This window comes from Polaromonas sp. AET17H-212 (genome assembly GCF_002379085.1).
Taxonomy (GTDB): Bacteria; Pseudomonadota; Gammaproteobacteria; order Burkholderiales; family Burkholderiaceae_C; genus Polaromonas.
Genome location: NZ_NBZW01000005.1, coordinates 21,266 through 44,195 on the forward strand (window position 1 = coordinate 21,266; position 22,930 = coordinate 44,195).

28 protein-coding genes are annotated in these 22,930 nt (G+C 65.0%); 12 read left to right on the plus strand and 16 right to left on the minus strand.

Features of this window, described 5'->3' with window-relative positions:
* Nucleotides 1–4: 4 nt before the first annotated feature.
* From cysW to B7G53_RS06260, 5 genes are all read right to left on the minus strand, one after another.
* Nucleotides 5–913 carry a sulfate ABC transporter permease subunit CysW gene (gene cysW / locus B7G53_RS06240; RefSeq protein ID WP_096665195.1) on the minus strand — a complete coding sequence of 303 codons (909 nt, stop codon included), beginning with the start codon at nt 911–913 and terminating at the stop codon, nt 5–7.
* Nucleotides 910–1,788 (minus strand): sulfate ABC transporter permease subunit CysT, encoded by an 879-nt coding sequence (gene cysT, locus B7G53_RS06245; RefSeq protein WP_096665198.1) that lies wholly within the window; start codon nt 1,786–1,788, stop codon nt 910–912. The genes cysW and cysT overlap by 4 nt, the downstream gene beginning before the upstream one ends.
* A gap of 3 nt (nt 1,789–1,791) precedes the next feature.
* Nucleotides 1,792–2,796, minus strand: coding sequence for a sulfate ABC transporter substrate-binding protein (locus B7G53_RS06250; protein WP_096665201.1), 1,005 nt, complete (start codon nt 2,794–2,796; stop codon nt 1,792–1,794).
* Nucleotides 2,793–3,425, minus strand: coding sequence for an RBBP9/YdeN family alpha/beta hydrolase (locus tag B7G53_RS06255; RefSeq protein ID WP_096665204.1), 633 nt, complete (start codon nt 3,423–3,425; stop codon nt 2,793–2,795). Before B7G53_RS06255 ends, B7G53_RS06250 begins: the two co-directional genes overlap by 4 nt.
* 306 nt (nt 3,426–3,731) lie before the next feature.
* Complete coding sequence (locus tag B7G53_RS06260) at nt 3,732–4,637, minus strand: LysR family transcriptional regulator (protein ID WP_096665207.1); 906 nt, start codon at nt 4,635–4,637, stop codon at nt 3,732–3,734.
* 210 nt (nt 4,638–4,847) lie between these two features.
* Here B7G53_RS06260 and B7G53_RS06265 point away from each other — a divergent pair, with 210 nt between their 5' ends.
* The gene (locus B7G53_RS06265; RefSeq protein WP_096665579.1) at nt 4,848–5,495 is read left to right on the plus strand and encodes an FMN-dependent NADH-azoreductase; all 648 of its coding nucleotides are present in this window, start codon (nt 4,848–4,850) and stop codon (nt 5,493–5,495) included.
* 88 nt (nt 5,496–5,583) lie between these two features.
* Here B7G53_RS06265 and B7G53_RS06270 read toward each other — a convergent pair whose 3' ends face one another.
* Nucleotides 5,584–6,132 carry an NADPH-dependent FMN reductase gene (locus B7G53_RS06270; RefSeq protein ID WP_096665582.1) on the minus strand — a complete coding sequence of 183 codons (549 nt, stop codon included), beginning with the start codon at nt 6,130–6,132 and terminating at the stop codon, nt 5,584–5,586.
* A 192-nt stretch (nt 6,133–6,324) separates the two neighbouring features.
* On the opposite strand from B7G53_RS06270, the gene B7G53_RS06275 reads away from it, so the two are divergent.
* Nucleotides 6,325–6,918 (plus strand): hypothetical protein, encoded by a 594-nt coding sequence (locus B7G53_RS06275; protein WP_096665210.1) that lies wholly within the window; start codon nt 6,325–6,327, stop codon nt 6,916–6,918.
* 56 nt (nt 6,919–6,974) lie between these two features.
* Nucleotides 6,975–7,295, plus strand: coding sequence for an antibiotic biosynthesis monooxygenase family protein (locus B7G53_RS06280; protein WP_096665213.1), 321 nt, complete (start codon nt 6,975–6,977; stop codon nt 7,293–7,295).
* Here the strand turns inward: B7G53_RS06280 and B7G53_RS06285 are convergent.
* From B7G53_RS06285 to B7G53_RS06325, 9 genes are all read right to left on the minus strand, one after another.
* Entirely contained in the window at nt 7,282–7,773 is a 492-nt protein-coding gene (locus tag B7G53_RS06285) for a BON domain-containing protein (RefSeq protein ID WP_096665216.1), read from the minus strand. The genes B7G53_RS06280 and B7G53_RS06285 overlap by 14 nt on opposite strands.
* A gap of 52 nt (nt 7,774–7,825) precedes the next feature.
* Nucleotides 7,826–8,479, minus strand: a complete 654-nt coding sequence (gene alkB, locus B7G53_RS06290; protein WP_096665219.1) for a DNA oxidative demethylase AlkB — start codon at nt 8,477–8,479, stop codon at nt 7,826–7,828.
* A gap of 51 nt (nt 8,480–8,530) precedes the next feature.
* On the minus strand, nt 8,531–9,244 hold the full coding sequence (locus tag B7G53_RS06295; protein WP_096665222.1) for a 2OG-Fe(II) oxygenase: 714 nt from the start codon (nt 9,242–9,244) through the stop codon (nt 8,531–8,533).
* Between the two features lie 159 nt (nt 9,245–9,403).
* Complete coding sequence (locus B7G53_RS06300) at nt 9,404–9,862, minus strand: hypothetical protein (RefSeq protein ID WP_096665225.1); 459 nt, start codon at nt 9,860–9,862, stop codon at nt 9,404–9,406.
* Between the two features lie 202 nt (nt 9,863–10,064).
* On the minus strand, nt 10,065–10,502 hold the full coding sequence (gene trxC, locus B7G53_RS06305) for a thioredoxin TrxC (RefSeq protein ID WP_096665227.1): 438 nt from the start codon (nt 10,500–10,502) through the stop codon (nt 10,065–10,067).
* Between the two features lie 24 nt (nt 10,503–10,526).
* Nucleotides 10,527–10,760 (minus strand): hypothetical protein, encoded by a 234-nt coding sequence (locus B7G53_RS06310; protein ID WP_096665230.1) that lies wholly within the window; start codon nt 10,758–10,760, stop codon nt 10,527–10,529.
* Nucleotides 10,747–11,100, minus strand: coding sequence for a hypothetical protein (locus B7G53_RS06315; RefSeq protein WP_096665233.1), 354 nt, complete (start codon nt 11,098–11,100; stop codon nt 10,747–10,749). Before B7G53_RS06315 ends, B7G53_RS06310 begins: the two co-directional genes overlap by 14 nt.
* A 185-nt stretch (nt 11,101–11,285) precedes the next feature.
* Nucleotides 11,286–11,900, minus strand: coding sequence for a class I SAM-dependent methyltransferase (locus B7G53_RS06320; RefSeq protein WP_096665236.1), 615 nt, complete (start codon nt 11,898–11,900; stop codon nt 11,286–11,288).
* A 102-nt stretch (nt 11,901–12,002) separates the two neighbouring features.
* Nucleotides 12,003–13,043, minus strand: a complete 1,041-nt coding sequence (locus B7G53_RS06325) for a sulfate ABC transporter substrate-binding protein (RefSeq protein ID WP_176491299.1) — start codon at nt 13,041–13,043, stop codon at nt 12,003–12,005.
* A 148-nt stretch (nt 13,044–13,191) separates the two neighbouring features.
* Here B7G53_RS06325 and B7G53_RS06330 point away from each other — a divergent pair, with 148 nt between their 5' ends.
* Both B7G53_RS06330 and mnmC read left to right on the plus strand, forming a co-directional pair.
* Nucleotides 13,192–13,467: an oxidative damage protection protein gene (locus B7G53_RS06330; protein ID WP_096665241.1), complete on the plus strand. Its 276-nt coding sequence runs from the start codon at nt 13,192–13,194 to the stop codon at nt 13,465–13,467.
* Nucleotides 13,468–13,494: 27 nt separating this feature from the next.
* Nucleotides 13,495–15,390, plus strand: a complete 1,896-nt coding sequence (mnmC, locus tag B7G53_RS06335) for an FAD-dependent 5-carboxymethylaminomethyl-2-thiouridine(34) oxidoreductase MnmC (protein WP_096665244.1) — start codon at nt 13,495–13,497, stop codon at nt 15,388–15,390.
* Nucleotides 15,391–15,432: 42 nt separating this feature from the next.
* On the opposite strand, the gene B7G53_RS06340 is transcribed toward mnmC, so the two are convergent.
* Nucleotides 15,433–16,260 carry a response regulator gene (locus tag B7G53_RS06340; RefSeq protein WP_096665247.1) on the minus strand — a complete coding sequence of 276 codons (828 nt, stop codon included), beginning with the start codon at nt 16,258–16,260 and terminating at the stop codon, nt 15,433–15,435.
* Between the two features lie 200 nt (nt 16,261–16,460).
* Here B7G53_RS06340 and B7G53_RS06345 point away from each other — a divergent pair, with 200 nt between their 5' ends.
* The 7 genes from B7G53_RS06345 (at nt 16,461) to fdxA (ending at nt 22,885) form a co-directional block, all read left to right on the plus strand.
* The gene (locus B7G53_RS06345; protein WP_096665250.1) at nt 16,461–17,252 is read left to right on the plus strand and encodes a sulfite exporter TauE/SafE family protein; all 792 of its coding nucleotides are present in this window, start codon (nt 16,461–16,463) and stop codon (nt 17,250–17,252) included.
* 37 nt (nt 17,253–17,289) lie between these two features.
* Complete coding sequence (locus tag B7G53_RS06350) at nt 17,290–19,116, plus strand: nitrite/sulfite reductase (protein ID WP_096665252.1); 1,827 nt, start codon at nt 17,290–17,292, stop codon at nt 19,114–19,116.
* 9 nt (nt 19,117–19,125) lie between these two features.
* Nucleotides 19,126–19,536 (plus strand): DUF934 domain-containing protein, encoded by a 411-nt coding sequence (locus B7G53_RS06355; protein WP_096665254.1) that lies wholly within the window; start codon nt 19,126–19,128, stop codon nt 19,534–19,536.
* Nucleotides 19,537–19,541: 5 nt separating this feature from the next.
* Nucleotides 19,542–20,162 carry a phosphoadenosine phosphosulfate reductase domain-containing protein gene (locus B7G53_RS06360; RefSeq protein WP_096665584.1) on the plus strand — a complete coding sequence of 207 codons (621 nt, stop codon included), beginning with the start codon at nt 19,542–19,544 and terminating at the stop codon, nt 20,160–20,162.
* Between the two features lie 33 nt (nt 20,163–20,195).
* Nucleotides 20,196–21,152 carry a sulfate adenylyltransferase subunit CysD gene (gene cysD, locus B7G53_RS06365; protein WP_096665257.1) on the plus strand — a complete coding sequence of 319 codons (957 nt, stop codon included), beginning with the start codon at nt 20,196–20,198 and terminating at the stop codon, nt 21,150–21,152.
* A complete protein-coding gene (locus B7G53_RS06370; RefSeq protein ID WP_096665261.1) occupies nt 21,152–22,465 on the plus strand; it encodes a sulfate adenylyltransferase subunit 1 in 1,314 nt (437 codons plus the stop codon). Before cysD ends, B7G53_RS06370 begins: the two co-directional genes overlap by 1 nt.
* Before the next feature lie 90 nt (nt 22,466–22,555).
* A complete protein-coding gene (fdxA, locus tag B7G53_RS06375) occupies nt 22,556–22,885 on the plus strand; it encodes a ferredoxin FdxA (protein WP_096665264.1) in 330 nt (109 codons plus the stop codon).
* Nucleotides 22,886–22,930: the final 45 nt, after the last annotated feature.

Here is a 22,930-nt window from a genome sequence, read left to right on the forward strand (position 1 = left end):
TTGATCAGGACACGGCGGTGACCGCTGCCGGAGGCCGCTCGAGCGGCAGGTCGGCCGCGGCTTTTTGCTCCTGCTCGGCACGCCACTCGGCCACCGACTTGATGAGCAAGGTGACCAGGGCCAGCAGCGCCAGCAGCGAAGCCACCGCAAAAGCGGCGACCGACTGGTACTCGTTGTAGAGAATTTCCACATGCAGCGGCAAGGTGTTGGTCTGCCCGCGGATGTGGCCGGACACCACCGACACCGCGCCGAACTCGCCCATGGCGCGCGCGTTGGTCAAAATCACGCCGTAGAGCAGGCCCCATTTGATGTTGGGCAGGGTCACATGCCAGAAGGTCTGCCAGCCGGTCGCGCCCAGCACGATGGCGGCCTGCTCCTCGTCGCTGCCCTGGGCCTGCATCAGCGGGATCAGCTCGCGCGCGATGAAGGGAAAGGTCACGAAGACCGTGGCCAGCACGATGCCGGGTACCGCAAAAATCACCTTCATATCGTTGGCCGCCAGCCAGGGGCCGAACCAGCCCTGGGCGCCGAAGACAAGCACATACATCAGCCCCGCCACCACGGGCGACACCGAAAACGGCAGGTCCACCAGGGTTGTCAGAAAGGACTTGCCGCGGAACTCGTACTTGGCGATGGCCCAGGCAGCTGACACGCCGAACACCAGGTTCAGCGGCACGGCAATCGCCGCGGCAATCAGCGTGAGTTCGATGGCGGACCAGGCGTCGGGCTCCTTCAAGGCGGCCAGGTAGGCGCCAAAGCCCTTGCGCAAGGCCTCGGTGAACACGGCGGCCAGCGGCAGCACCAGGAACAGCACGACAAACAGCAGCGCGACGGTGATCAGGGTGTAGCGCACCCACGGCGACTCCGTGGTGCCCGCTCGGGCCTTGGCCTTGTTTTGGAGGTTTGCACTCATGCGGGGGCTCCCGCGTTGCGCCGCTGCCAGGCTTGCAGGCCGTTGATGACCAGCAGCAGCACAAAGGAAATCACCAGCATCACCACGGCCACGGCGGTGGCGCCGGCGTAGTCGTACTGCTCGAGCTTGCCGATGATGATCAGCGGCGTGATCTCGGAAATCATGGGCATGTTGCCGGCGATGAAAATCACCGAGCCGTATTCACCGATGGCGCGCGCAAAAGCCATGGCAAAACCGGTCAGCAGCGCCGGCGTGATGTGCGGCAGGATCACTCGCGTGAAAATCTGCAGGCGTGTCGCGCCCAGCGAGGTCGCGGCTTCTTCGAGTTCTTTCTCGGCGTCTTCCAGCACCGGCTGCACCGTGCGCACCACGAACGGCAGGCCGATGAAGATCAGCGCAATCACCACACCGGCCGGCGTGAAGGCCAGCTTGATGCCCAGCGGTTCGAGGTACTGGCCGATCCAGCCGTTGCCGGCCAGGATGGCCGTCAGCGAGATGCCGGCCACCGCGGTCGGCAGCGCAAACGGCAAGTCCACCAGCGCATCGACGATTTTTTTGCCTGGAAATTTGTAGCGCACCAGCACCCAGGCCAGCAGCAGGCCGAACACCAGGTTGAACAGCGCGGCGAACAGCGAGGCGCCAAAAGTCAGGCGGTAGGACGCCATCACCCGCGGCGAAGTCACCGCCGTCACAAACTGCTCCCAGGACAGCGAAAAGGTCTTGAACAGCAGCGCCGACAGCGGGATCAGCACGATGATGCTGAGATAAAACAGCGTGTAGCCCAGCGTGAGGCCGAAGCCCGGCAGCACCTTTTTCGAGGCACGCCGGACCGGCGCCGCAGCCAGCGGCGCCGCAGAAAGGGTCGCAGCAGTCATGGATTACTTGACGGTGTAGAGCTTGTCGAACTGGCCGCCGTCGTTGAAGTGGACCTTTTGCGCTTCACCGAGCGAGCCGAAGTAGTCTTTCACCGTGAACTGCTGGATCGGCTTGAAGACGTTCGAGTATTTTTTGAGAATGGCCGGCGAACGCGGGCGAATCGCATGTTTGGCGGCGATCTCCTGGCCTTCGTCGGAGTACAGATAGTTCAGGTAGGCCTTGGCGAGTTCGCCCGTGCCCTTCTTGGCCACGGTGCGCTCCACCACGGCGACCGGGTTTTCAGCCACGATGCTGGACGAGGGGTAAACCGCATCGACCTTGCCCTCGCCGAACTCGCGGTTCACCGACAACACCTCGGATTCAAACGTGATCAGCACATCGCCGGTGTTGCGTTGCAGGAAGATGGACGTCGCGTCGCGGCCGCCCTTGGCCAGGATGGGCACGTTTTTGTAGAGCTTGCCGACAAACTCCGCCGCCTGCGCATCGCTGCCGCCTTGTTTGCGCACCGAGCCCCAAGCCGCCAGGTAGGCCATGCGGCCGTTGCCGCCGGTCTTGGGGTTGACCACAATCACCTGCACGCCGGGCTTGACGAGGTCAGCCCAGTCCTTGATGCCCTTGGGGTTGCCGTTGCGCACCAGGAACACCATGGTGGAGGTGGTGGGCGACGCGTCGTTGGGGAACCGTTTGGTCCAGTCCTTGGCCACCAGGCCCTTCTCGGCCAGGAACTCGATGTCGGTGGTGGTGTTCATGGTCACCACGTCAGCGTCCAGGCCGTCGGCCACGGAACGCGCCACCGCGCTGGAGCCGGCGTGCGACTGGTCGACCTTGATGTCCTTGCCGGTGGTCTTCTTGTAATGGGCGATGAAGGCCGCGTTGTAGTCCTTGTAGAACTCGCGCGCCACGTCGTACGAGCCGTTGAGCAGGGTCTGGGCCGAAGCCAGGCCACCAGTGGCCAGGGCGAGGGAAGCAAGAACGAGTTTGAGTTTGAGTTTGAGTTTGGTGGTCATACAGTTTCCAGAGAAGCAGATTGGGAGGAAGATGAAGAAGATGAAGAAGATGAAGAAGAGGACGAAGAGGACGAAGAGGAAGTAGGTGAATGAAGGCGGGAAGCGACATCCACGTCACCGGCCAGCGACTGCAGCAGGGCTGCGCCCAGCGGCCATTCGCCGTGACCCGATTCGATGTTGATGTGGCCGCCGTTCTGGATGCGCACGAACTCGCTGCCCCAGGCCCGCGCATAGGCGCCCGCCAGGCGCACCGGACAATACGGGTCGTTGCTGCTGGCCACCAGCACGCTGCGGTAAGGCAGCTTGCGGGCGGGCACGGGCGCAAAGTCGCTCAGGATGGAGCGGCGCTCCGGGTCGGCCGGGGCCACCAGCAAGGCGCCCTGGATGCGCGCTGCGGCATCGGCCGGCAGGTGCGTGGTGGCAATGCAGCCCAGGCTGTGCGCCACGATGACGACCGGTTCAGTTTGCAGCAGGATGGTGCGGGCTATCGAGGCCACCCACGCCTGGCGGCTGGGCGTGATCCAGTCGTCCTGCTGCACGCGCACGGCGTCGTCCAGACGTTCGGCCCACAGGCTTTGCCAGTGGCCGGGGCCGGAGTCGCGCCAGCCGGGAACGATGATGAAACGCACTTGCCTGACCAATCGTTAATGGACAAGCCGGGCGCTGGGGGGTTGCGAGGTTGTCATGAGAACTCCTGTCAATGCATGTTCAAAAATGCATTTTGGGGAGTCCGGCTTAAAACTCAAAAGAATATATCGTTTTAAATTTATGCCGCATAACGATATAACCGATGCAGCTTGGCCTTGTTCGCGTTTTGCCCGAGATGGCCTTCCGCGTGGACCGCATCTCTTGCCGGTTGCCCGGACCGATGCATCAAATCAGCCCTCAGCGCTTGTTCTTTCTACGCAAGCAGCTATCAAAACAAGAGCAACCCCCTAAACCATCTCCTCGGCTTTCAGGTGCTCGCCCAGAAAATCCAGAAAACTGCGCACGGCCGGCACCTGGCCCCGGCGCGAGGGAAACACCGCATGCACCATGCCCGGCCGCAAAGCCCAGCCGGGCAGCACTGGCACCAGCAGCCTGGCCTGCAACTCGGCCGTGCACAACATCTCGGGCAAAAAGCTCATGCCGGTGCCCGCCAGCACCGCCAGCTTGAGCGTCTGCAGGTCATCGGCCACATAACGCGGCTGGTGCTGCAACACAAACTCCTGCCCCTGCGGGCCCAGCAGTTCCCAGGCGCTGCGCCCGTCGGTGGCCGACATCGCGACTGTGTCGAGGGTTTTCAGGTCGTCGGGCGTGGCCGGCGCACCCTGCCGCCTGAGCAGTTCGGGGCTGGCCAGCAAATAGCTGCAGGAGGCCCCCAGCTGCTTGACGACCAGGCTGCCGCTGTCGTCCAGCGTGGGGCGCACCCGCAGCGCCACGTCCATGCCCTCCTCCACCAGGTCCACCACCCGGTTGGTCACCCGCATGTCGAGCTTCACATGCGGGTGCTGGGCCAGGAACTGCGGAATCAGGTAGCCCAGCGTGCCCTGCGCCAGGGTCACCGGGCAACTGATGCGCAGCGTCCCGCGTGGCTCGCTCTGCATCTGCGCCACGGCCTCGCCGGCGGCCAGGGCTTCGTCGCGCATGGCCACGCAGTGGCGCAGGTAGAGCTCGCCCGCCTCGGTCAGCGACAGCTTGCGCGTGGTGCGTTGCAGCAGCCGCACGCCAAGCTGGGCCTCCAGCTCGGCCACCCGGCGCGAGAGCCGCGATTTGGGCAGGCCCAGCGCCCGGCCCGCCGCCGCAAAGCCGCCGCGCTCAGCCACCTCGGCGAAATACAGCATGTCGTTCAGGTCCTGCATGGGCGGCTCCCGGTTCCCGGTTGGTTGATGTGTCACCCCGGAGTTGGCCGGGGTTTTCGCGTCGATCGTCCTATAAACAGGACGATGTATCGCATTTTTGCCATCTTATCAATGAATGGATTCATCCGCACAATCTATCCATGGCTGCGATTCATGGTGAATACGGCCAACAACCGATCCATCCCCCGATTCATCCTCAAGGAACCCATCATGACCAAGCTTCTGCACATCGACTCCAGCATCCTCGGCGGCAACTCCGTGTCACGCCAACTGACCGCCCAGATCGTCGACTCTTGGCGCGCCGGCCACCCGGCCACCGAAGTCAGCTACCTTGACTTGGCCGTGGACACCCCCAGCCACCTGTCGGCCGAGTCCCTGGGTTTTCGCATGCCCGCCGGCAGCGACCTGAGCGACGCACAAAAGCGCGAAAACGCAGTGTCCGAAGCGCTGGTGACCCAGTTCCTCGCCGCCAACGTGATTGTGGTGGGCGCGCCTCTGTACAACTTCACCATCCCCAGCCAGCTCAAGGCCTGGATTGACCGCGTGGCCCAGGTCGGCCGCACCTTCACCTACACCGACAAGGGCCCGGTTGGCCTGGCCGGTGGCAAGACCGTGATCGTGGCCTCCACCCGCGGCGGCGTCTATTCGACCAGCGACGCTGGCAATGCGATGGAGCACCAGGAAAGCTACCTGAAGACCGTGTTCGGCTTCTTCGGCATCACCGACGTGCGTTTTGTGCGCGCCGAAGGCCTGGCCATGGGCGACGCGGCCAAGGCCGCAGCCCTGGCTGCCGCCACCGCTGACATTGCGACACAGGCCAAGGCCGCCAACGAAGCGCAGGCCGCCCTCGCCGCCTGAACCTGGCGGGCGCAAGGCCGTCAGGCCTGCGCTACCCCCATGAAAAAAGCCCGCATTGCGGGCTTTTTTCTTTGCAGACGACAGAAGGTCAGGCGTGTTTTTTGACCCAGTCCACATAGGTGTTGACCCAACCCTGCAAAAACGCCAGGCTGGCCTCGCCGATGTTGCCGGCCGCGTCGTACAGCCCCTCCTTGTTCTGGATGAAGGCTTCGGGCTGGCCCAGGGTGGGCACGTTGAGGTAGGCCAGGATGTTGCGCAGGTGCTGCTGCGCCAGCGCCGTGCCAATCGGGCCGCCGGAAGCGCCCAGCACACCCGCGGGCTTGCCATTCCAGACGCTTTTGCCATAGGGGCGGGAGGCATGGTCAATCGCGTTTTTCAGGACGCCGGGGATCGAGCGGTTGTATTCGGGTGTGACGAACAACAGCCCCTGGGCCGCCGTGATCTCGCCCTTGAGGCGCGTCACCTGCGGTGAAGGATTGCCGTCGTCGTCCTGGTTGTAGAGTGGCAGGTCGTCGATGCGCACATGGGTGAAACTGAAATCTGCCGGGAACAGTTTTTCCAGCGCCAGCGCGAGTTTTTTGTTGAACGAATCCTTGCGAAGGCTGCCGACGACAACGGCGATCCGGTAGTGAGCCATGGGGTTCTCCTGAAAATTGGTCAGACTGGCGGGACCCATAAAGGGACTCAACCATTATGCGAAGACGGCTTGACATTGCGCGGCGTGAGGACAAACCAGCAACCGGAGGCAGCGATGGCTTTCCGCCCGGGAAACCATCAATAATGGTTTGCCATCGCCACTTGTGCACCGGCCCACTACTGGAAGAAAACCGTGAACCCCAACATCAAAGAGCTGCTCGGCCAGATCACCACGCTGGAAGATGAGTTGCGCGCCGCACTGCGTGAGCAGGAAACGCAGCTTCTTTACCATTTCAAGGGCAAACGGGTCGAGTTCGAGGGCTCGATCCGCGAGACCCACCGCAAATTGAAACGCAGCCTGTGGCGTTGGATCGTGACGGACCGCCCGCAGAATTTCCTGACCGGGCCCATCATCTACAGCCTGATCGTGCCGCTGGTTGTGCTTGATCTCTGCGTCACGTTCTACCAGGCCAGCTGCTTCCCGATCTACAAGATTGCCAAGGTGCCGCGGGCCGACTACTTCGCCCTGGACCGCCGGCACCTGGCCTACCTTAACGCGTTCGAGCGTTTTCACTGCACCTACTGCTCCTACGCCAACGGGCTGATCGCTTACGCCGCCGAAATCGTGGCACGGACCGAGCAGTATTTCTGCCCCATCAAACACGCGCGCCAGCTGCTCAGTTCCCACTCGCGCTATGAGCGGTTTCTGGCTTACGGCGAAGCCGCCGACTACCATGCCAAGCTCGAGGCGTTCCGCCTGGCGCTGGAAAAAGAGATGAAGAAGTAGGCCGGGCCTGCACGCGGACTACCGAACTGTGTCACCGTTTCCCGGAGGACTGTTCCATGAAGTTCATTTTCGAAGTTCGCATGAAGCCCGGCTACACGGTGGATGAGTATGCCGCCGCCTGGATCAGCGCCAGTGAAATCATCCAGCGCACGCCAGGCGCGCGTGGCACTTACCTGCACCGCAAGATCGGCTCGCCCGACACCCTGCTGGCGATTGCCACCTGGGAGTCCAAGGCGCACCGCGATGCCAAGGACGACCGCCGCGACGCCACCGTGCGCGCCATTCTCGACAAACACGCCCGACACTGCGACGTCACCGTGATCGGCGAGTTTGAAGAGCCGGAGTGGTCGGTGCTGCCGGAGCTCAGGGCGACGTGAGCGTCCTGTAGGGCGCCGGTGCCTTGGGTCGGGTCGACACATTGACCAGCACCTGCTCCACGTCGGGCACCGCTGTCGCCCAGGCCTGCAGCGCTGCCACGCGGCGCCGGTCGGGGACACAGCCTTCAATGAACACCATGCGCCGCTGCACCGTCACCCACAGGCTGCTGCCGGTGAGGGGCTTGAGCGCTCCCACGCGGGCCTGGAGGGCCCGGGCGATGTCCTGGTCGTAGGCATAGGCGTTGGAGCGTGCGCATCGGCCGGCCAGCCAGCAGCTGGTGCCGCGCTCGGCCCGGTAATGCGCTTCGGCACGCTGCTCTGCCGCGGTCAGGTAAGGGCCCAGCGGCACCGGGCAGCGCGGCGCCTGGGCGGCGATCTGGAAGAAGGGGTCCTTGAACCAGTTGCGGCGCTCCGCCGCGTCCTGGGCGCCAAGGGGCATGGTGCCCAAAAGCGCGGCCAGCCAAAGCAGCCATTTCATGGGTAAACGTTGGCACATGCCCGGCCTCCCTGATCAAGGTCTTGATCCGCTGTCAGCGCGCGCGGCGAAACGTCAGGTTGATGCGCTGGCGGCCCAGCAGCGCGTGTTCGCCATCCGCCAGTGGTGCCACGCCATGAAAGGCCAGCCGCGCCGGCCCGCCCCAGACCACCACATCACCATGTTGCAGCCGATGGCGCTGCGGCCGGTCCTTGCGACTGGGCGTGCCGAACAGGAACACAGCGGGCAGGCCCAGCGACACCGAGACGATGGGGGCGGAGAAATCCTGCTCGTCCCGGTCCTGGTGCAGAGACAGCCTAGCACCCGGCTCGTAACGGTTGACAAGGCAAGCGTCGGGTTCGAAGTGGGCAAACCCGGCCGGCACTGCCGCGCGCACGGCCAGCTTGCGCAAAATCGCGGGCATGGCGGGCCAGGGCCGGCCCGACAGCGGGTCCAGCGCGTCGTAGCGGTAGCCGCTGCGGTCCGACACCCAGCCCAGCGCGCCGCAATTGCTCATGGCCACCGACATGGTGTAGCCCCCCGGCGTGACCAGATGGCGAAACGGCAACTGGCGGGTGACGTCGGCGATGGCTTGTTGCAGGGCTGCGCCCTCCTCGCGTGCAAAACCGCGCAGCAACACGGCACCGGGTGCCAGCGTTTCACGCGACACCGTCACCGGCAACTCGTCAAAAAGATCGGCGGTACTCAAGGTGCTGTCCTGCGGTTTTCGCCCATGCTACGGCGTGTTGGCGTTACGGCGTCACTGCGCATCATGAAAAATCACACCCAGCGTGTGGCGATGGCCCGAGCGTACCGTGCTGACGCCGTGGCGCATGGTGACCCGGTAAAAACCCCTGCTGCCCTGCACCGGCCGGTGGTGCACGGCAAACACCACGGCGTCGCCCTGGCTGAGCGGCACCACCTCGGGCCGGGACTGCATGCGCGGGCGCTGCTCGGTCAGCACAAACTCCCCGCCGGTGAAATCCTCCCCCGGCCGCGACAGCAGCACCGCCACCTGCAACGGAAACACATGGTCACCGTACAGGTCCTGGTGCAGGCAGTTGTAGTCACCCTCGGCGTACTGCAGCAGCAAGGGCGTGGGCCGCGTCTGGCCGGCCGCGTGGCAACGCGCCAGGAATTGCGCATGCTCCGGCGGGTAGCGCACGGCGATGCCCATGGCTTCGTTCCAGCGGTTGGCCACGTCCACCAGCCGCGGGTACAGCGTGCTACGCAGTTGCCGAACCAGCGTCGGCAGCGGGTAGCTGAAGTACTGGTATTCGCCCTGGCCAAAACCGTGCCGCGCCATCACGACGCGGCTGCGAAACAGCGCGCCTTGCCGGTAAAGCCCGGCGGTTGCCGCACACTGGGCAGGGCTCAGCAGCTGCGGCAGCACGGCGCTGCCGCGTACCTGCAGTTCTTCAGTCAGCGCCGGCCAGCTGGTTCCGGTCGGCCGGTCCGTCAACAAGGTGTTCATCGCGGGTAAGTGTCCTGGGGAAAACCCAAGCGTAGGCCAAGGGCCGCGGTCAGGCTCGCCGGAAACGGACATCCCGCCGATTCGGCGCAGGGCGGGGAGGCCCTGTTTCATGCACGAAATTGGCTTCCAGCCCAATGGAATCGGGCACCAACAGCTACTTTATTGATAGCGTGGCGGGGAATCCTGCAAGCCGGCGGTGCCGGCGCTGGCCAGCCCCAGCAGGGCGAGGAAACGATGGCCGAACCTGCTGGCGCCGGATCCCGCGGCCTCCACCGGCACAGGCAGCCGGCCAGCGGGCCGGCTATCCGCAAACTCTGGCAGGCAGACAGCCAGTTCCTCAAAACCGGCCACGATGCGCGGCCCGACCCACAGCCGCACCCAGCGCGCCATGGCCACGCGCTGGTCGCCCATGCGCAGGCTGGCCGCAAAATGCGGTGTGGCGAAGGACCGGGCGACCTGCCGCTCGACAAAAGGCGTGGCTTCGTCGGCCACCCAGTCCAGGAACACGGGCGACAAGCTCTGCGGGCTGCCGCAGATGAGCTCAAACACCAGCTCGTCCAGCGCGGAAACAGCGGTGAGACAAACCTCTTTGAGTCCAATGGTGTTGGTGCGAATCATGACGGTTCTCCAGAAAAATCAGCCAGCCGCTGGCCTGTCGACCCGTGCCCCCGCCTGCATCCGCAGCGGCGAACAGGCGCCGGGACAACAAACGTGATTTTTTGAAGGACAAGTAGCAGAGCCATACCTGCTTAACGGCAGGCTGCCCGACAAGTTGAGGGCCAGGCACGGAACTGGCAGGCACGGCCGGGCCGCGCGGGCGTCAGCCGATGTGTGAACGCGTCCAGCGCACGATGTCGGCGGCGCCCATGGCGCCGGGCTGGCGCGCGACCTCGCGGCCGTTCACGAACAGCGCCAGCGTGGGGATGCTGCGGATGTTGAAGCGTGCGCCCAGATTGCGGGCGGCCTCGGTGTCCACCTTGGCCACGCGAACCGCGGGCTCCAGCTGCGCGGCGGCCTGTTGATAGGCCGGCGCCATCTGCAGACAGGGGCCGCACCAAGGCGCCCAGAAATCGATCAGTACCGGGATCTGGTTGCGCGTGATGTGGCGGTCAAATGCCGCTTCGTCGAGGTTGACCGGCTGCCCGGTGAACAGCGCCTTGTGGCAGCTGCCGCAGTCCGGCGCCTTGGCCAGGTCCGCGCTTTTGACGCGGTTGGTCGTGTGGCAGTGCGGACACACGATGTGCAGGGAATCCGTCATCTGTACCCCGGCCGACGACCTGAATCAGCTGTTGTTGGCTTCGTCGAGCGCCTTGCACGACGGCGCACACACGGCGTGGGACTTGCCCAGCACCTTGCGAGTGCCCATCTGCGAGCGGGGACGGTGTTTGCCGCACATGAAGCACGACATCGTGGCGGCACCGAAAGAAGCGGACGCGACAAACGGGGAGCCCGACACCTTGGATTTGTAACGCAGTCCGTCGGCAAGGACGGTGGTTTTGGCATCAGCTCTGGCCATGGGTGTTTCCTTGGTTGGGTTGGCGCATTGCGCGCTCTATGGCTTGCCTGGCCTGCCGTTCGGCAGCCAGCGCCGGATCCAGCGGCGAGCGGCACAGGCCCGCATGCTGGTAGAAGATATTTTCGTACAATTCGGCCGCGGCCGGGTGGGTGTCGAGCAAAGCCCCCAGTTCGCCCCCCGGCGTGACGCTGTCAAACGCCTCGACCAGGTGGGTCACCACAGAGAGGTATTGCTCCGGGCCGACCGGAACGGCACTGTGCTCCAGCCGCTCAAGCAGCTCAGCCAGCACGTGTGTCACGGTCAGGTCGGCACTGGAAGAAGGGGTTTGGGTCGTGTTCATGCCTCTGAAACTGGGGGCTTTTGGCCGAAAAACAAGCCGGAATGCACCGACCGCGCGGATCACTATTCTTTTGATAGCTGACAGCGACCGTCCGACAAGGGCCAAAGGCTTGTTTCGCTTCAAAAAAATGCTCCTGTCAGGATGCCTGCAGCGGGTTGCGTGCCGGGCCGTCTTTTGGGGCCCCGTCAATGCAGGACGCAATGGCAATAAACGAAATGCTGCAGGGCACCGGAAGGCGTGCAATGGTCTTCCTGCAAGTGCTCCAGTAGTTCAAAAGCGCCGCCAAACTCGGCATGCAGTGCATCGGGCGCGTACCGCACCACCGGCAGGCCGCTGCATTGCAGGGGCCCGTCCGGGGCAAAGGCCGCCACGATGACATGCCCGCCCGGGCGCACGGCGCGGCGCACCTGGGCGACATAAGCGGCGCGGTCCGCCGGATCGGTGAGAAAATGGAAAACGGCCCGGTCGTGCCAAACGTCGATGCTGGCTTTCTCCAGCGGAACGGTCGTGATGTCGCCCTCGATCCAGCGCACCCGCCCTGCCCGCTCACCGAGCCGGCAGCGCGCCACCTCAAGCGCCGCACCGGAAATATCCAGCACGCTCACATCCGCCATGCCGTGGTCCAGCAGGTCGTCCACCAGGCGGGAAGCCCCGCCCCCCACATCGACAATACGCGCCGACTTGTCGTGGGCGACACGCAGGATCAACTCCAGCGACAAGGTGGCGTGCGGCTGGTACCAGCTCACGGCTTCGGCGGCATGGGCGGTGTAGACCTGCTCCCAGTGCGATTTGGGTTCCATGAAACGTCTCCGGCTGAGCATCTGATCCGTTCATGATAGTCACGTCGGAGCAATGCGGGCTGACATGCATCAAACCTGGCAGCGCCCCGGGGCTGTTGATGCTTACTTGCGGACGTAGATCTGGTCGAAGGAACCGCCGTCCGAAAAGTGCTCCTTGTCAGCCTTGGCCCAGCCGCCGAAAGCCTGGTCGATGGTGAACAGGTTCAGCCTGGGAAACTGTTTGGCGTATTTGGCGATGGCTTTTTGCGACACCGCCGGGCGGTAGAAGTTCTTGCCGGCGATGTCCTGGCCTTCTTCGGAATACAGGTACTTCAGGTACGCCTCGGCCACGACGCGTGTGCCTTTCCTGTCGACGTTTTTGTCCACCACGGCCACCGCTGGTTCGGCCAGGATGCTGATTGACGGTGCCACCACGTCGAACCTGGCACCGAATTCTTTTTCAAGCAGGTAGGCCTCGTTTTCCCAGGCGATCAACACATCGCCTTGGGCGCGCTGGGCAAAAGTGATGGTGGAGCCGCGCGCGCCGGTGTCAAGCACCGGCACGTTGCCGTAGAGCTTGGCGACAAACTCCTTGGCCTTGGCATCGCTGCCGTATTTGCGCTTGGCGAACTCCCAGGCCGCGAGGTAATTCCAGCGCGCGCCACCCGAGGTTTTGGGGTTGGGCGTGATCACGCTGACACCGGGCTTGATCAGGTCGTCCCAGTCCTTGATGCCCTTGGGGTTGCCTTGGCGCACGGCCAGCACGATGGTCGAGGTGTAGGGCGACGAGTTGTGCGGCAGCTTTTTCTGCCAGTCGGGCGCAAGCCATGCACCGTTTTTGACCAGCGCATCGGTGTCGCCTGCCAGCGCCAGCGTGGCCACGTCGGCATCCAGCCCGTCGATGATGGAGCGCGCCTGCTTGCCCGAGCCACCGTGCGACTGCTTGATGGTCACGTCCTGCCCGGCCTTGGTTTTCCAGTATTTGGCGAAGGCCGCGTTGTACTCCACGTAGAACTCGCGGGTCGGATCGTAGGACACATTGAGCAGGGTCACGGGGGGTTTGGCGGCCGGCGTTTGCGCCAGCGCGGCTCCGGCCGACCCTGCCAGTGCCACGGCTACTGCCAGGCGGGTGGAAACATTCATAAAATGGCGGCGTAAGGTCATGGTCTGCTTTCTGGTCCGGTGCATTTTTGATATGCGGGTTTGAGTGAGAAGCTGGATTCTGGAAGCGGCAGGCCAAAACAGGAACGAATAAGAATTCAGTTCTTAATACCCAAATCATCTATAACCAGATTCCACGAAAGAAGTCCCCATGGCACGTACCGTCAAATGCATCAAACTGGGCCGGGAAGCCGAAGGTCTGGACTTTCCCCCCTACCCTGGTCCTCTGGGCAAACGCCTGTGGGAAGAAGTCAGCAAGGAAGCCTGGGCCGAGTGGATGAAGCAGCAGACCATGCTGGTCAATGAAAACCGCCTGAACCTCGCCGACGCCCGCGCCCGCCAGTACCTGGCGCGCCAGATGGAAAACCACTTTTTCGGCACCGGCGCCGACAAGGTGCAGGGTTACGTCCCTCCTACGGAATCCTGAACCTGACCGGTTTTTCCTTCGCCAGCCATGGCTGAAGTGATTGAGTGGCTGGCCGACGGCACGCCTTACAGTCCGCGTTTTGGCGATCGCTACCGCAGCGAACTCGGCGGGCTTGCGCAGTCGCGCGAGGTGTTTCTGCACGGCTGTGGCCTGCCTGCCGCCTGGGCCGGCCAGCCGCAGTGGTGCATCCTGGAAACCGGCTTTGGCCTCGGGCTGAACTTCCTGGTGACCTGGCAGGCCTGGAAGGCCGACCCCGCGCGCCCGCGGCGGCTGCATTTTGTGGCCACCGAAGCGCACCCGGCCGGGGCTGCCGACATCCTGCGTGCCGCCGCGGCACATCCTGAACTGCTGCCATTGGCCGAGCAGCTGCTGGCCCAGTGCTGGGGTTTGCTGCCAGGGGTGCACCGGCTGGTGTTTGAAAACGGGCAGGTGCTGCTGACCCTGTGCATCGGCGACACCCAGGCGGTGCTGCGCGAGCAGGCGTTTGAAGCTGACGCCGTTTACCTCGACGGCTTCAGCCCGGCTAAAAACCCCGACATGTGGGATCTGCATACCTTCAAGGCAGTCGCGCGGTGTTGCCGCCGCGGCACCCGCATTGCCAGCTGGACGGTGGCGCGCAGCGTGCTGGACGGGCTGGCGCAAGTCGGCTTTGCGGTGAAGAAAACGCCCGGGCTGCCGCCCAAACGCGACAACCTGCAGGGCGAGTTCGCCCCGCGCTGGGTGCCGCGCAAGGTCGCCGGCAGTGCGCCCTCGGCGCCGGTCCTGCCCTCAAGCTGTGTCGTCATCGGCGCCGGTCTGGCCGGTGCAGCCACGGCCGCCAGCCTGGCGCGGCGCGGCTGGCAGGTCCTGGTGCTGGACGCGCATGACGCGCCGGCTGGCGGCGCCTCCGGCCTGCCGGCCGGCGTGCTGGTGCCGCATGTCTCGCCCGACGACAGCCTGTTGTCGCGCCTGTCGCGCTGCGGCGTGCGCGCCACGCTGCAGCAGGCCCGGGCGCTGCTGCAGGAAGGCCGCGACTGGCAGGCCTGCGGCGTGCTGGAACGGCGGCTGGACGACAGCGGCGGCCTGCCTGCCACTTGGCCCGACGCCGGGCGCGACTGGAGCGAGCCGGCCAGCGCGGCGCAACTCGAACAAGCCGGGCTGGACACGGCCTCGGCGGCCACCTGGCACCACCGGGCCGGCTGGATCAAGCCGGCCCGACTGGTGCAGGCGCTGCTTGCGCAGCCCGGCATCACCTGGCGCGGCGGCGTGCAGGCAGCGCGACTGGAACGCGACGCCACTGGGCAATGGCAGGCGTTCGACGCCCAGGCGCAACTCATCGCGCGGGCCGATCTGGTGGTGCTGGCCGCGGCCCACGCCAGCGGTCTGCTGGTGGACGGCGGGCTGCCGCTGCAGGCGATTCGCGGCCAGGTCTCTTGGGGCCTGCGGCGCACTGCCGACGACAGCGTGTTTCCCGCCTTCCCGGTCAACGGCCATGGCAGCTTGCTGCCCGCCGTGCCGGTCGATGACGGTGTGGCCTGGATGGCTGGCGCCGGTTTTCAGCGCGACCGCGATGACAGTCGGCCCGACCCGGCCGACCAGCAGGCCAACCTGGAACGCCTGCAGACCCTGCTGCCGCACACGGCGCGCCAACTGGCAGCAGATTTTCAGGATGGCAGCGCCCGGGCCTGGGCCGGCGTGCGATGCGCGTCACCGGACCGGTTGCCGCTGGTGGGCCCGCTCGATCCCGTGCGGCAACCGGGGCTCTGGGTGAACACGGCCATGGGTTCCCGCGGGCTGACGTTTGCCGTGCTCGGCGGTGAACTGCTCGCCGCCCGGCTGCATGGCGAGCCTTTGCCGGTGGACCAGCGCATGCTGCAGGCACTGGCGCCGCAGCGCGCCAGCCTGCTCAAACAACGGGTGGCGCCCGTGGATCCGGTGATTTGAAGCCTTTTCTGATGCCAGCCCTTGATACGTAAGCGCAGGCAGCTATATATTTCGTAGCAATTTCTTGAGCTGCCCGGGGTGCAGGGGTTTTTGCAGGTAGACCTGCGCACCGGAAAAACGGGCCCGCACCCCCTGCTGCCAGGCCGGCGCCGTGCCGGTGACAAACATGTGGGCGATGGCCGGCCGGGTGTTGTCCACCGCCTTGATCAGCTGCCAGGGGGCCATGTCGGTCAGCCCGAGGTCCACCATCGCCAGCAGGTAGGCATGGGTGTTCAGCAGAATCAGGGCCTCGGTGCCGGTAGCCGCTTCGTCCACCTCGTGCAGGCCGGCGGCGGCCAGCTTGGCGCGCAGGTACAGGCGGTTATCGCGCCCGGGGTCCACCACCAGCACCCGCCGCCCGGCCAGGGGCAACACGCCCGGCTCCAGCGGCAGGGGTTCGGTGGCGTCGACTTCGTCGAACACCACATCGAGGTCCTCATCGTGCGCGAGGTCCAGATCCATCGGCAGCGAGGCCTGGGGCTCAGGCAAAGAAGGCAGGGGTCGGGGCAGGAGCCCGAAGGCCTCGTCCATCGCTTCGAGCACGCCCGACCATTTGACCGGCGCCGCAAACACCCGCCAGGCCTGGGCGGGCGCCTCGTCGCCGATCCAGATGAGTTTGACGCCGTCGTGGGCGGGGTTGGCCAACGCCAGCACCGCCTCCCAGCTGTCGCCGTCGATGATCAGCACATCGGGCGCTTCCATCGCCTCCGCGGTTTGTGCCGTCCAGGCCGAATACACCACGTCGCGCGCCTCGGACAGGCGAAACACCAGATCCAGTGCCTGGCGCTCGGTGCCGCTGAAACCGAAAAATTTGACGAATATCCGCTTCACTGCCGGCCCCCCTTATTGTTATTGCCGTGGATGATACGGGGCCTGTGTCCAAATGTTGCTGATGGCGTTGTCCCGATGACACGGAATTCGGTGATCAGGCCTGCAAAGCCGCATGAACACTGGCGAATAAGCTTATTCGCATAAGCGAACAACAAATCTGTAGTTTGTTTTCATAAGCCCTCCCCCTAAAGTTGCGGCTTATGCATGATTTTGCTTTTGTTTTTGCGGGTTTTGCCGTCGGTCTCGTGGTGGGGCTGACCGGCGTGGGCGGGGGCTCGCTCATGACACCCTTGCTGATCTTCTTTTTCGGCGTCAAGCCGCATCTGGCGATCGGCACCGACCTGCTGTTTGCCGCCTTCACCAAGCTGGGCGGCACGGTTGGCCTGGCGCGAGCCCGGCTGGTGGACTGGAAAATTGTCGGCCAGACGGCGGCCGGCAGCATTCCGGCCTCGCTGGCCACGCTGTATGTGCTGCATCTCGTCGGGCCGACCAGCCCGGCGGCCCAGGCCGTGATGACCACCACGCTGGGGGTGGCACTGTTGCTCACGGCGAGCGCCACGTTCTACAAGGCCGTTTATGGCAAGGCCGCACCGCGCCAGATCGCCCCGGATGCCCTGGCCGCGGCCACGCAGCCGCGCCACTGGGCCCTGCCGGTGCTGTTTGGCGCCGTGATTGGCAGCCTGGTGACCTTGACCTCGGTGGGCGCCGGCGCCATCGGGGTGATTGTGCTGATGCTGCTTTACCCGGCCCTGCCGCTGCCGCGCATCGTGGCCGCCGACATCGCCCATGCGGTTCCACTGACGCTGGTGGCCGGCTTCGGCCACGCGTCCATCGGCTCGGTCGACTGGCTGCTGCTGGCCAAACTGCTGGCCGGCTCGCTGCCCGGCATCTGGCTCGGCTCGCGCCTGGTCAACAGCACACCCGACCGCTGGATACGCTCCCTGCTTTCCGTGCTGCTGGCTTATGCCGGCGCCAAACTCATCGCCATCTGACCATCTGACCCTCCGAATCACCTGATCCCTGACCGCCATGTACCAATACACCGAATTTGACCGCCAGTTTGTGAAAGCCCGCGCCAGCCAGTACCGCGACCAGCTGACCCGCTGGCAGTCCGGCCAGCTGGCCGAAGACGACTTCCGCCCGCTGCGCCTGCAAAACGGCTGGTATGTCCAGCGTTATGCGCCCATGCTGCGCGTCGCCGTGCCTTATGGCGAACTCTCGAGCGCCCAGGTGCGTGTGCTGGCGAAAATCGCCCGCGAATATGATCAGCCGAATGCCGCGCTGTTCAATGACGCGCAGGCGGCCCAGGACAAGCTCGGTCCGGTCAACCTCAAAAGCGGCCTGTCGGTGGCCTCCAAGCTGACCGCCGGCTATGCCCACTTCACGACGCGCCAGAACATCCAGTACAACTGGATTCCGCTGGACAAATCGGCCGACGTGATGGACCTGCTGGCCAGCGTCAACATGCACGGCATCCAGACCAGCGGCAACTGCATACGCAACATCACCAGCGACGAACGTGCCGGCATCGCGGTCGACGAAATCGCCGACCCGCGGCCCTTTGGTGAAATCCTGCGCCAGTGGAGCACGCTGCACCCCGAGTTCGCCTTCCTGCCGCGCAAGTTCAAGATCGCCATCAGCGGCGCCAAAGAAGACCGGGCCGCCACGGCGTGGCACGACGTTGGCCTGCACCTGGTCCGCAACGCTGAAGGCGAGCTGGGCTTCAAGGTGCTGGTCGGCGGCGGCATGGGTCGCACGCCCATCATTGCCAGCGTGATCCGCGAGTTCCTGCCGTGGCACCAGATCATGAATTACATCGAGGCCATCGTGCGCGTGTACAACCGTTATGGCCGGCGCGACAACATGTACAAGGCGCGCATCAAGATCCTGGTGAAGGCCGAGGGCCAGAAGTACATCGACGACGTGGAAGCCGAGTACCTGCAGATCATGGAGCACGACGGCGGCCCGCACACCATCACGCAGGCCGAGCTGGACCGCGTGACGGCTTCCTTTGTGCCACCCACGCTCCAGTGCGACCGCAAGAGTGCCGATGCGAAGATTGCCAACATCCTGCGCGCTGCCGCCGAGGACGACATCGAGTTCGGCCGCTGGCTCAAGCAGAACGTGGCGCCGCACCAGAACCCCGACCTGCGCGCCGTGACCCTGTCCTTCAAGCGCCTGGGCCAGGCGCCCGGCGATGCGACGGCCGACCAGCTCGACGTGGCGGCCGACCTGGCCGACCGCTTCAGCGCCGGCGAAGTGCGTGTCACGCACGACCAAAACCTGCTGCTGCCCTGGGTGCGCTGCGACGAGCTGCCCGAACTCTGGCGCGCCGCGCGCAAGTCCGGCTTTGCGCGCCCCAACATCCGCCTGCTGACCGACATGATCGCCTGCCCCGGCGGCGACTTCTGCTCGCTGGCCAACGCACGCTCCATCCCGATTGCCGAGGCGATCACCGAGCGTTACCAGGACATGGACGAGCTGCACGACCTGGGCGAGATCGACCTGCACATCAGCGGCTGCATCAACTCCTGCGGCCACCACCACAGCGGCCACATCGGCATCCTGGGCGTGGACAAGGACGGCAAGGAGTGGTACCAGGTCACGCTGGGCGGCTCGGACGGCTCCACGCTGAGCGGCGCACCGGTGCCCGGCAAGGTCGTCGGCCCCTCGTTTTCCGCCGCCGAAGTGCCGGAAGTGATTGAGGCCGTGCTCGACACCTACCGGCGCGAGCGCGCGGCCGGCGAAACCTTTATCGCCACCTTGCGCCGTGTCGGCATCGACCCATTCAAGCTGGCTGCCAATAGCGCACGTTTTGCAGCCACACCCGCCACCGCTGCGGTTGCGGCTGCCTGAGGAGAACCCATGAAACTTTTGCCATTGACCGACCACACCCCGGCAGGCGCCGAAGACCGCACGGTGCTTGCGCTGCCCAACGACGCCGACCCGCTGCAGGCCCCGCTGGAAGGCGTGACCCGCATCGACCTGCACTTTCCGAAGTTCACCGACGGCCGCGCCTTCAGCCAGGCCTTTTTGCTGCGCCGCCGGCGCGGCTTTGAGGGCGAGATCCGCGCCACCGGCGACGTGCTGGCCGACCAGCTCGCACAGATGGAGCGCAGCGGCTTTGACGTCGCCGTGCTGCGCGCCGGCCAGGACATGGCCACGGCCCAACGCGTGCTGGCCAGCTACCCCGGTTACGGTGTCGGCAAATACCAGGGCGACGCCGTCGATGTGCAACCCCACTTCAAGGAATCAAAGGAAGGGGCTGCGGCGTGAACACCATGAACCTGGATCTTGCCAACATCAACGCAGAACTCGGCCGCAATGCACAGGGCCTGGTGGACTGGGCCGTGGGACTGGGCCGGCCAGCCATCGTCACCACCAATTTCCGCCCCTTCGAGGCGGTGATACTGCACATGGTGACGCGCGCCAACCCGAAAGTTCCGGTGGTCTGGATGGACAACGGCTACAACACCGAGGCCACCTACCGCTTCGCCGACGAAGTGACGAAGTTGCTCAAGCTGGACCTGCACATCTATCTGCCGCGCCGCTCGCGTGCGCACCGCGAGGCCGTGGAAGGCCCGACCCCGGCGCTGAACGATCCGCGCCATGCAGCCTTCACTGAAGAAGTGAAACTCGAGCCCTTTGCCCGCGCCCTGCGCGAAACAGCGCCCCATGTCTGGTTCACCGCCTTGCGCGCCACCGATACCGCCGTGCGCGCCCAGATGGATGCGGTCAGCGTCAATCCGGACGGGCTGATCAAGGTCGCGCCGCTCCTGCACTGGTCGTCCAAGGACCTTTACCAGTACTGTGAGATCCACGGCCTGCCCAACAACTTCGACTACATGGACCCCACCAAGGGCGAGGACAACCGCGAATGCGGCTTGCACCTCGCGCACTGACGGCCCTCCCTCCATGCTCCCCACCGCTGACCTATGAACGCCCGCTCACCATCCAATCTGCTGCCAGCCGACCCGGCGCCCTCCATCGCGCGGCTGTCCAACGCCCACCTCGACGCGCTCGAGGAAGAAACGATTTTCATCCTGCGCGAGGTGGCTGCCGCCTTCGAGCGCCCGGCCCTGCTGTTTTCGGGCGGCAAGGACTCGCTGGTCATGCTCAAGTGCGCCGAGAAGGCCTTCGGCGTGGGCCGCATTCCCTATCCGCTGCTGATGATTGACACCGGCCACAACTTCCATGAGGTGACCGACTTCCGCGACCTGCGCGCGAAGGAGCTGGGCGCCGAGCTGATCGTGCGCAACGTGGAAGACTCGATGAAACGCGGCACAGTGCGCCTGGCGCATCCCGGCGAGTCGCGCAATGTGCACCAGTCGGTGACCTTGCTCGAAGCCATCGACGAGTTCCGCTTCGATGCGCTGATCGGCGGCGCGCGCCGCGACGAGGAGAAAGCCCGCGCCAAGGAGCGCATCTTCTCGCACCGCGACAGCTTCGGCCAGTGGCAGCCCAAGGCCCAGCGGCCCGAGCTCTGGACGCTGTTCAACACCCGGCTGCAGCCCGGCGAACACTTCCGCGTGTTCCCGATCTCCAACTGGACCGAACTCGACGTGTGGCAATACATCGAACGCGAAGCCATCGCCCTGCCCTCGCTGTACTACGCGCACCAGCGCAAGGTGGTCGAGCGCAAGGGCCTCTTGGTCCCGGTGACCGAGCTGACGCCGGCGCGCGAGGGCGAGCAAGTGGTCGAGAAAACCGTGCGTTTCCGCACCGTGGGCGACATCACCTGCACCTGCCCGGTGGACAGTCCGGCCGCCACCGCCGCCGAGATCGTGATCGAGACCCTGGCCGCCGACGTGAGCGAACGCGGCGCCACACGCATGGACGACAAAACCTCCGACGCTTCGATGGAAAAGCGCAAGAAAGACGGGTACTTCTGATGAGCACTGCTGATTTGATAGCTGATAGCGCAGAGCTGACGGGCGCTACAGGCCAAAATGACCTTAAATCCGCGCTGAAGTTCATCACCTGCGGTTCGGTCGATGACGGCAAGAGCACGCTGATCGGCCGCCTGCTGGTGGACAGCAAAGCCGTGCTGCAGGACCACCTGGCCGGTGTGCAGCGCGGCGGCGAAACCGACCTGGCCCTGCTGACCGACGGCCTGTCGGCCGAACGCGAGCAGGGCATCACCATCGACGTGGCCTACCGCTACTTCGCCACCGAGAACCGCAAGTTCATCATCGGCGACGCGCCCGGCCATGAGCAGTACACCCGCAACATGGTCACGGCCGCGTCAAGCGCCGACGCCGCCGTGGTGCTGGTCGATGCGACCAAGCTGGACTGGAAAAACCCGTCCATGGAACTGCTGCCGCAAACGCGGCGCCACTCGCTGCTGGTCAACCTGCTGCGGGTGCCTTCTATCGTGTTCACGGTCAACAAGCTCGACGCCGTGGAAGATCCCACACTGGCCTTCAACAACATCAGCGCGGCGCTGACGGCCTTCGCGCAGGCTGCGCAGATCCCGGTCCGGGCCATCGTGCCCATTTCCGCGCTCAAGGGCCACAACGTGGTGGACGCCAGCCCCGGCTGGTGCGGCTATGAAGGCCTGTCGCTGCTGCAGCTGCTGGAGCACCTGCCATCCACCCCGGCCGAAAGCACCGAGGCTTTTGCCTTCCCGGTGCAATGGGTCGAGAAATTTTCTTCATCCTCGGACACCTCGCAGGGCCGCCGCGTCTTCTGGGGCCGGGTGGCCACCGGCGGCGTGCAGCCGGGCCAGACCGTCACCGTGCTGCCCAGCGGACAAACCGCCGTGGTGGCCCAGGTGCTGGACCACACCCGCCAGCCCAAGTCCATTCTGGCCGGCCACAGCGCCGGCATTGTGCTGGACCGGGAAGTCGACGTGTCGCGCGGCGACTGGCTGCTGGCGGCCAACACCTTTGAGCCCACGCGTGAACTGTCGGTCACCATCGCCTGGATGGACGACGAACCGCTGGTTGCCGGACGGGTCTACTGGGCGCTGCACGGCCACCGCTGGGTCAAGGCCAAGGTCAAACGCATCGTCCACAAGCTCGACGTCAACACCCTGGCCGAGGAAGACGCCAGCGAGTTGCCGCCCAACGCCATCGGCCACATCGAGCTGAGCCTGCAGGCCCCGCTGGCCACCCTGCCTTACGCCCGCTCGCGGGTCCTGGGCTCGCTGGTGCTGGTGGACACGGCATCGAACAAGACCTCGGGCGCCGCGCTGATCCTTTGATCAGGATCAGCCCCGATCTGGCACCCGACTTAACCCTGCTCACGGAATCCTCTTAAAATTGAGGGTTTCCACCGATCCCGCAAGAACAACATGACTCACATCGTTACCGAATCCTGCATCCGCTGCAAATACACCGACTGTGTGGATGTCTGTCCCGTGGACTGCTTCCGCGAAGGCCCCAACATGCTGGTGATCGATCCGGACGAGTGCATCGATTGCGCGGTCTGCATCCCCGAGTGCCCGGTCAACGCGATTTATGCCGAAGAAGACGTGCCGGCCGATCAGGTCGCCTTCATCAAGCTCAACGTCGAGCTGAGCAATGCGCCGGGCTGGAAAAGCATCACCAAGCGCAAGGAAGCCTTGCCCGATGCCGAAGAGTGGAAAGACGTCACCAGCAAACTGGACCAGCTGATTCGCTGAGACGCATTCAATCGCAGGGCTTTGCGTCTGCCCGCCTTCTCCAAA

What these genes read in the sequence shown, in the direction of transcription:
- cysW (WP_096665195.1), bottom strand. Translation starts at nt 913, where the DNA reads ATGAGTGCAAACCTCCAAAACAAGGCCAAGGCCCGAGCGGGCACCACG.
- cysT (WP_096665198.1), bottom strand. Translation starts at nt 1,788, where the DNA reads ATGACTGCTGCGACCCTTTCTGCGGCGCCGCTGGCTGCGGCGCCGGTC.
- B7G53_RS06250 (WP_096665201.1), bottom strand. Translation starts at nt 2,796, where the DNA reads ATGACCACCAAACTCAAACTCAAACTCAAACTCGTTCTTGCTTCCCTC.
- B7G53_RS06260 (WP_096665207.1), bottom strand. Translation starts at nt 4,637, where the DNA reads ATGCAGGACCTGAACGACATGCTGTATTTCGCCGAGGTGGCTGAGCGC.
- B7G53_RS06265 (WP_096665579.1), top strand. Translation starts at nt 4,848, where the DNA reads ATGACCAAGCTTCTGCACATCGACTCCAGCATCCTCGGCGGCAACTCC.
- B7G53_RS06270 (WP_096665582.1), bottom strand. Translation starts at nt 6,132, where the DNA reads ATGGCTCACTACCGGATCGCCGTTGTCGTCGGCAGCCTTCGCAAGGAT.
- B7G53_RS06280 (WP_096665213.1), top strand. Translation starts at nt 6,975, where the DNA reads ATGAAGTTCATTTTCGAAGTTCGCATGAAGCCCGGCTACACGGTGGAT.
- B7G53_RS06285 (WP_096665216.1), bottom strand. Translation starts at nt 7,773, where the DNA reads ATGAAATGGCTGCTTTGGCTGGCCGCGCTTTTGGGCACCATGCCCCTT.
- B7G53_RS06295 (WP_096665222.1), bottom strand. Translation starts at nt 9,244, where the DNA reads ATGAACACCTTGTTGACGGACCGGCCGACCGGAACCAGCTGGCCGGCG.
- B7G53_RS06300 (WP_096665225.1), bottom strand. Translation starts at nt 9,862, where the DNA reads ATGATTCGCACCAACACCATTGGACTCAAAGAGGTTTGTCTCACCGCT.
- trxC (WP_096665227.1), bottom strand. Translation starts at nt 10,502, where the DNA reads ATGACGGATTCCCTGCACATCGTGTGTCCGCACTGCCACACGACCAAC.
- B7G53_RS06310 (WP_096665230.1), bottom strand. Translation starts at nt 10,760, where the DNA reads ATGGCCAGAGCTGATGCCAAAACCACCGTCCTTGCCGACGGACTGCGT.
- B7G53_RS06315 (WP_096665233.1), bottom strand. Translation starts at nt 11,100, where the DNA reads ATGAACACGACCCAAACCCCTTCTTCCAGTGCCGACCTGACCGTGACA.
- B7G53_RS06320 (WP_096665236.1), bottom strand. Translation starts at nt 11,900, where the DNA reads ATGGAACCCAAATCGCACTGGGAGCAGGTCTACACCGCCCATGCCGCC.
- B7G53_RS06325 (WP_176491299.1), bottom strand. Translation starts at nt 13,043, where the DNA reads ATGACCTTACGCCGCCATTTTATGAATGTTTCCACCCGCCTGGCAGTA.
- B7G53_RS06330 (WP_096665241.1), top strand. Translation starts at nt 13,192, where the DNA reads ATGGCACGTACCGTCAAATGCATCAAACTGGGCCGGGAAGCCGAAGGT.
- mnmC (WP_096665244.1), top strand. Translation starts at nt 13,495, where the DNA reads ATGGCTGAAGTGATTGAGTGGCTGGCCGACGGCACGCCTTACAGTCCG.
- B7G53_RS06345 (WP_096665250.1), top strand. Translation starts at nt 16,461, where the DNA reads ATGCATGATTTTGCTTTTGTTTTTGCGGGTTTTGCCGTCGGTCTCGTG.
- B7G53_RS06350 (WP_096665252.1), top strand. Translation starts at nt 17,290, where the DNA reads ATGTACCAATACACCGAATTTGACCGCCAGTTTGTGAAAGCCCGCGCC.
- B7G53_RS06355 (WP_096665254.1), top strand. Translation starts at nt 19,126, where the DNA reads ATGAAACTTTTGCCATTGACCGACCACACCCCGGCAGGCGCCGAAGAC.
- B7G53_RS06360 (WP_096665584.1), top strand. Translation starts at nt 19,542, where the DNA reads ATGAACCTGGATCTTGCCAACATCAACGCAGAACTCGGCCGCAATGCA.
- cysD (WP_096665257.1), top strand. Translation starts at nt 20,196, where the DNA reads ATGAACGCCCGCTCACCATCCAATCTGCTGCCAGCCGACCCGGCGCCC.
- B7G53_RS06370 (WP_096665261.1), top strand. Translation starts at nt 21,152, where the DNA reads ATGAGCACTGCTGATTTGATAGCTGATAGCGCAGAGCTGACGGGCGCT.
- fdxA (WP_096665264.1), top strand. Translation starts at nt 22,556, where the DNA reads ATGACTCACATCGTTACCGAATCCTGCATCCGCTGCAAATACACCGAC.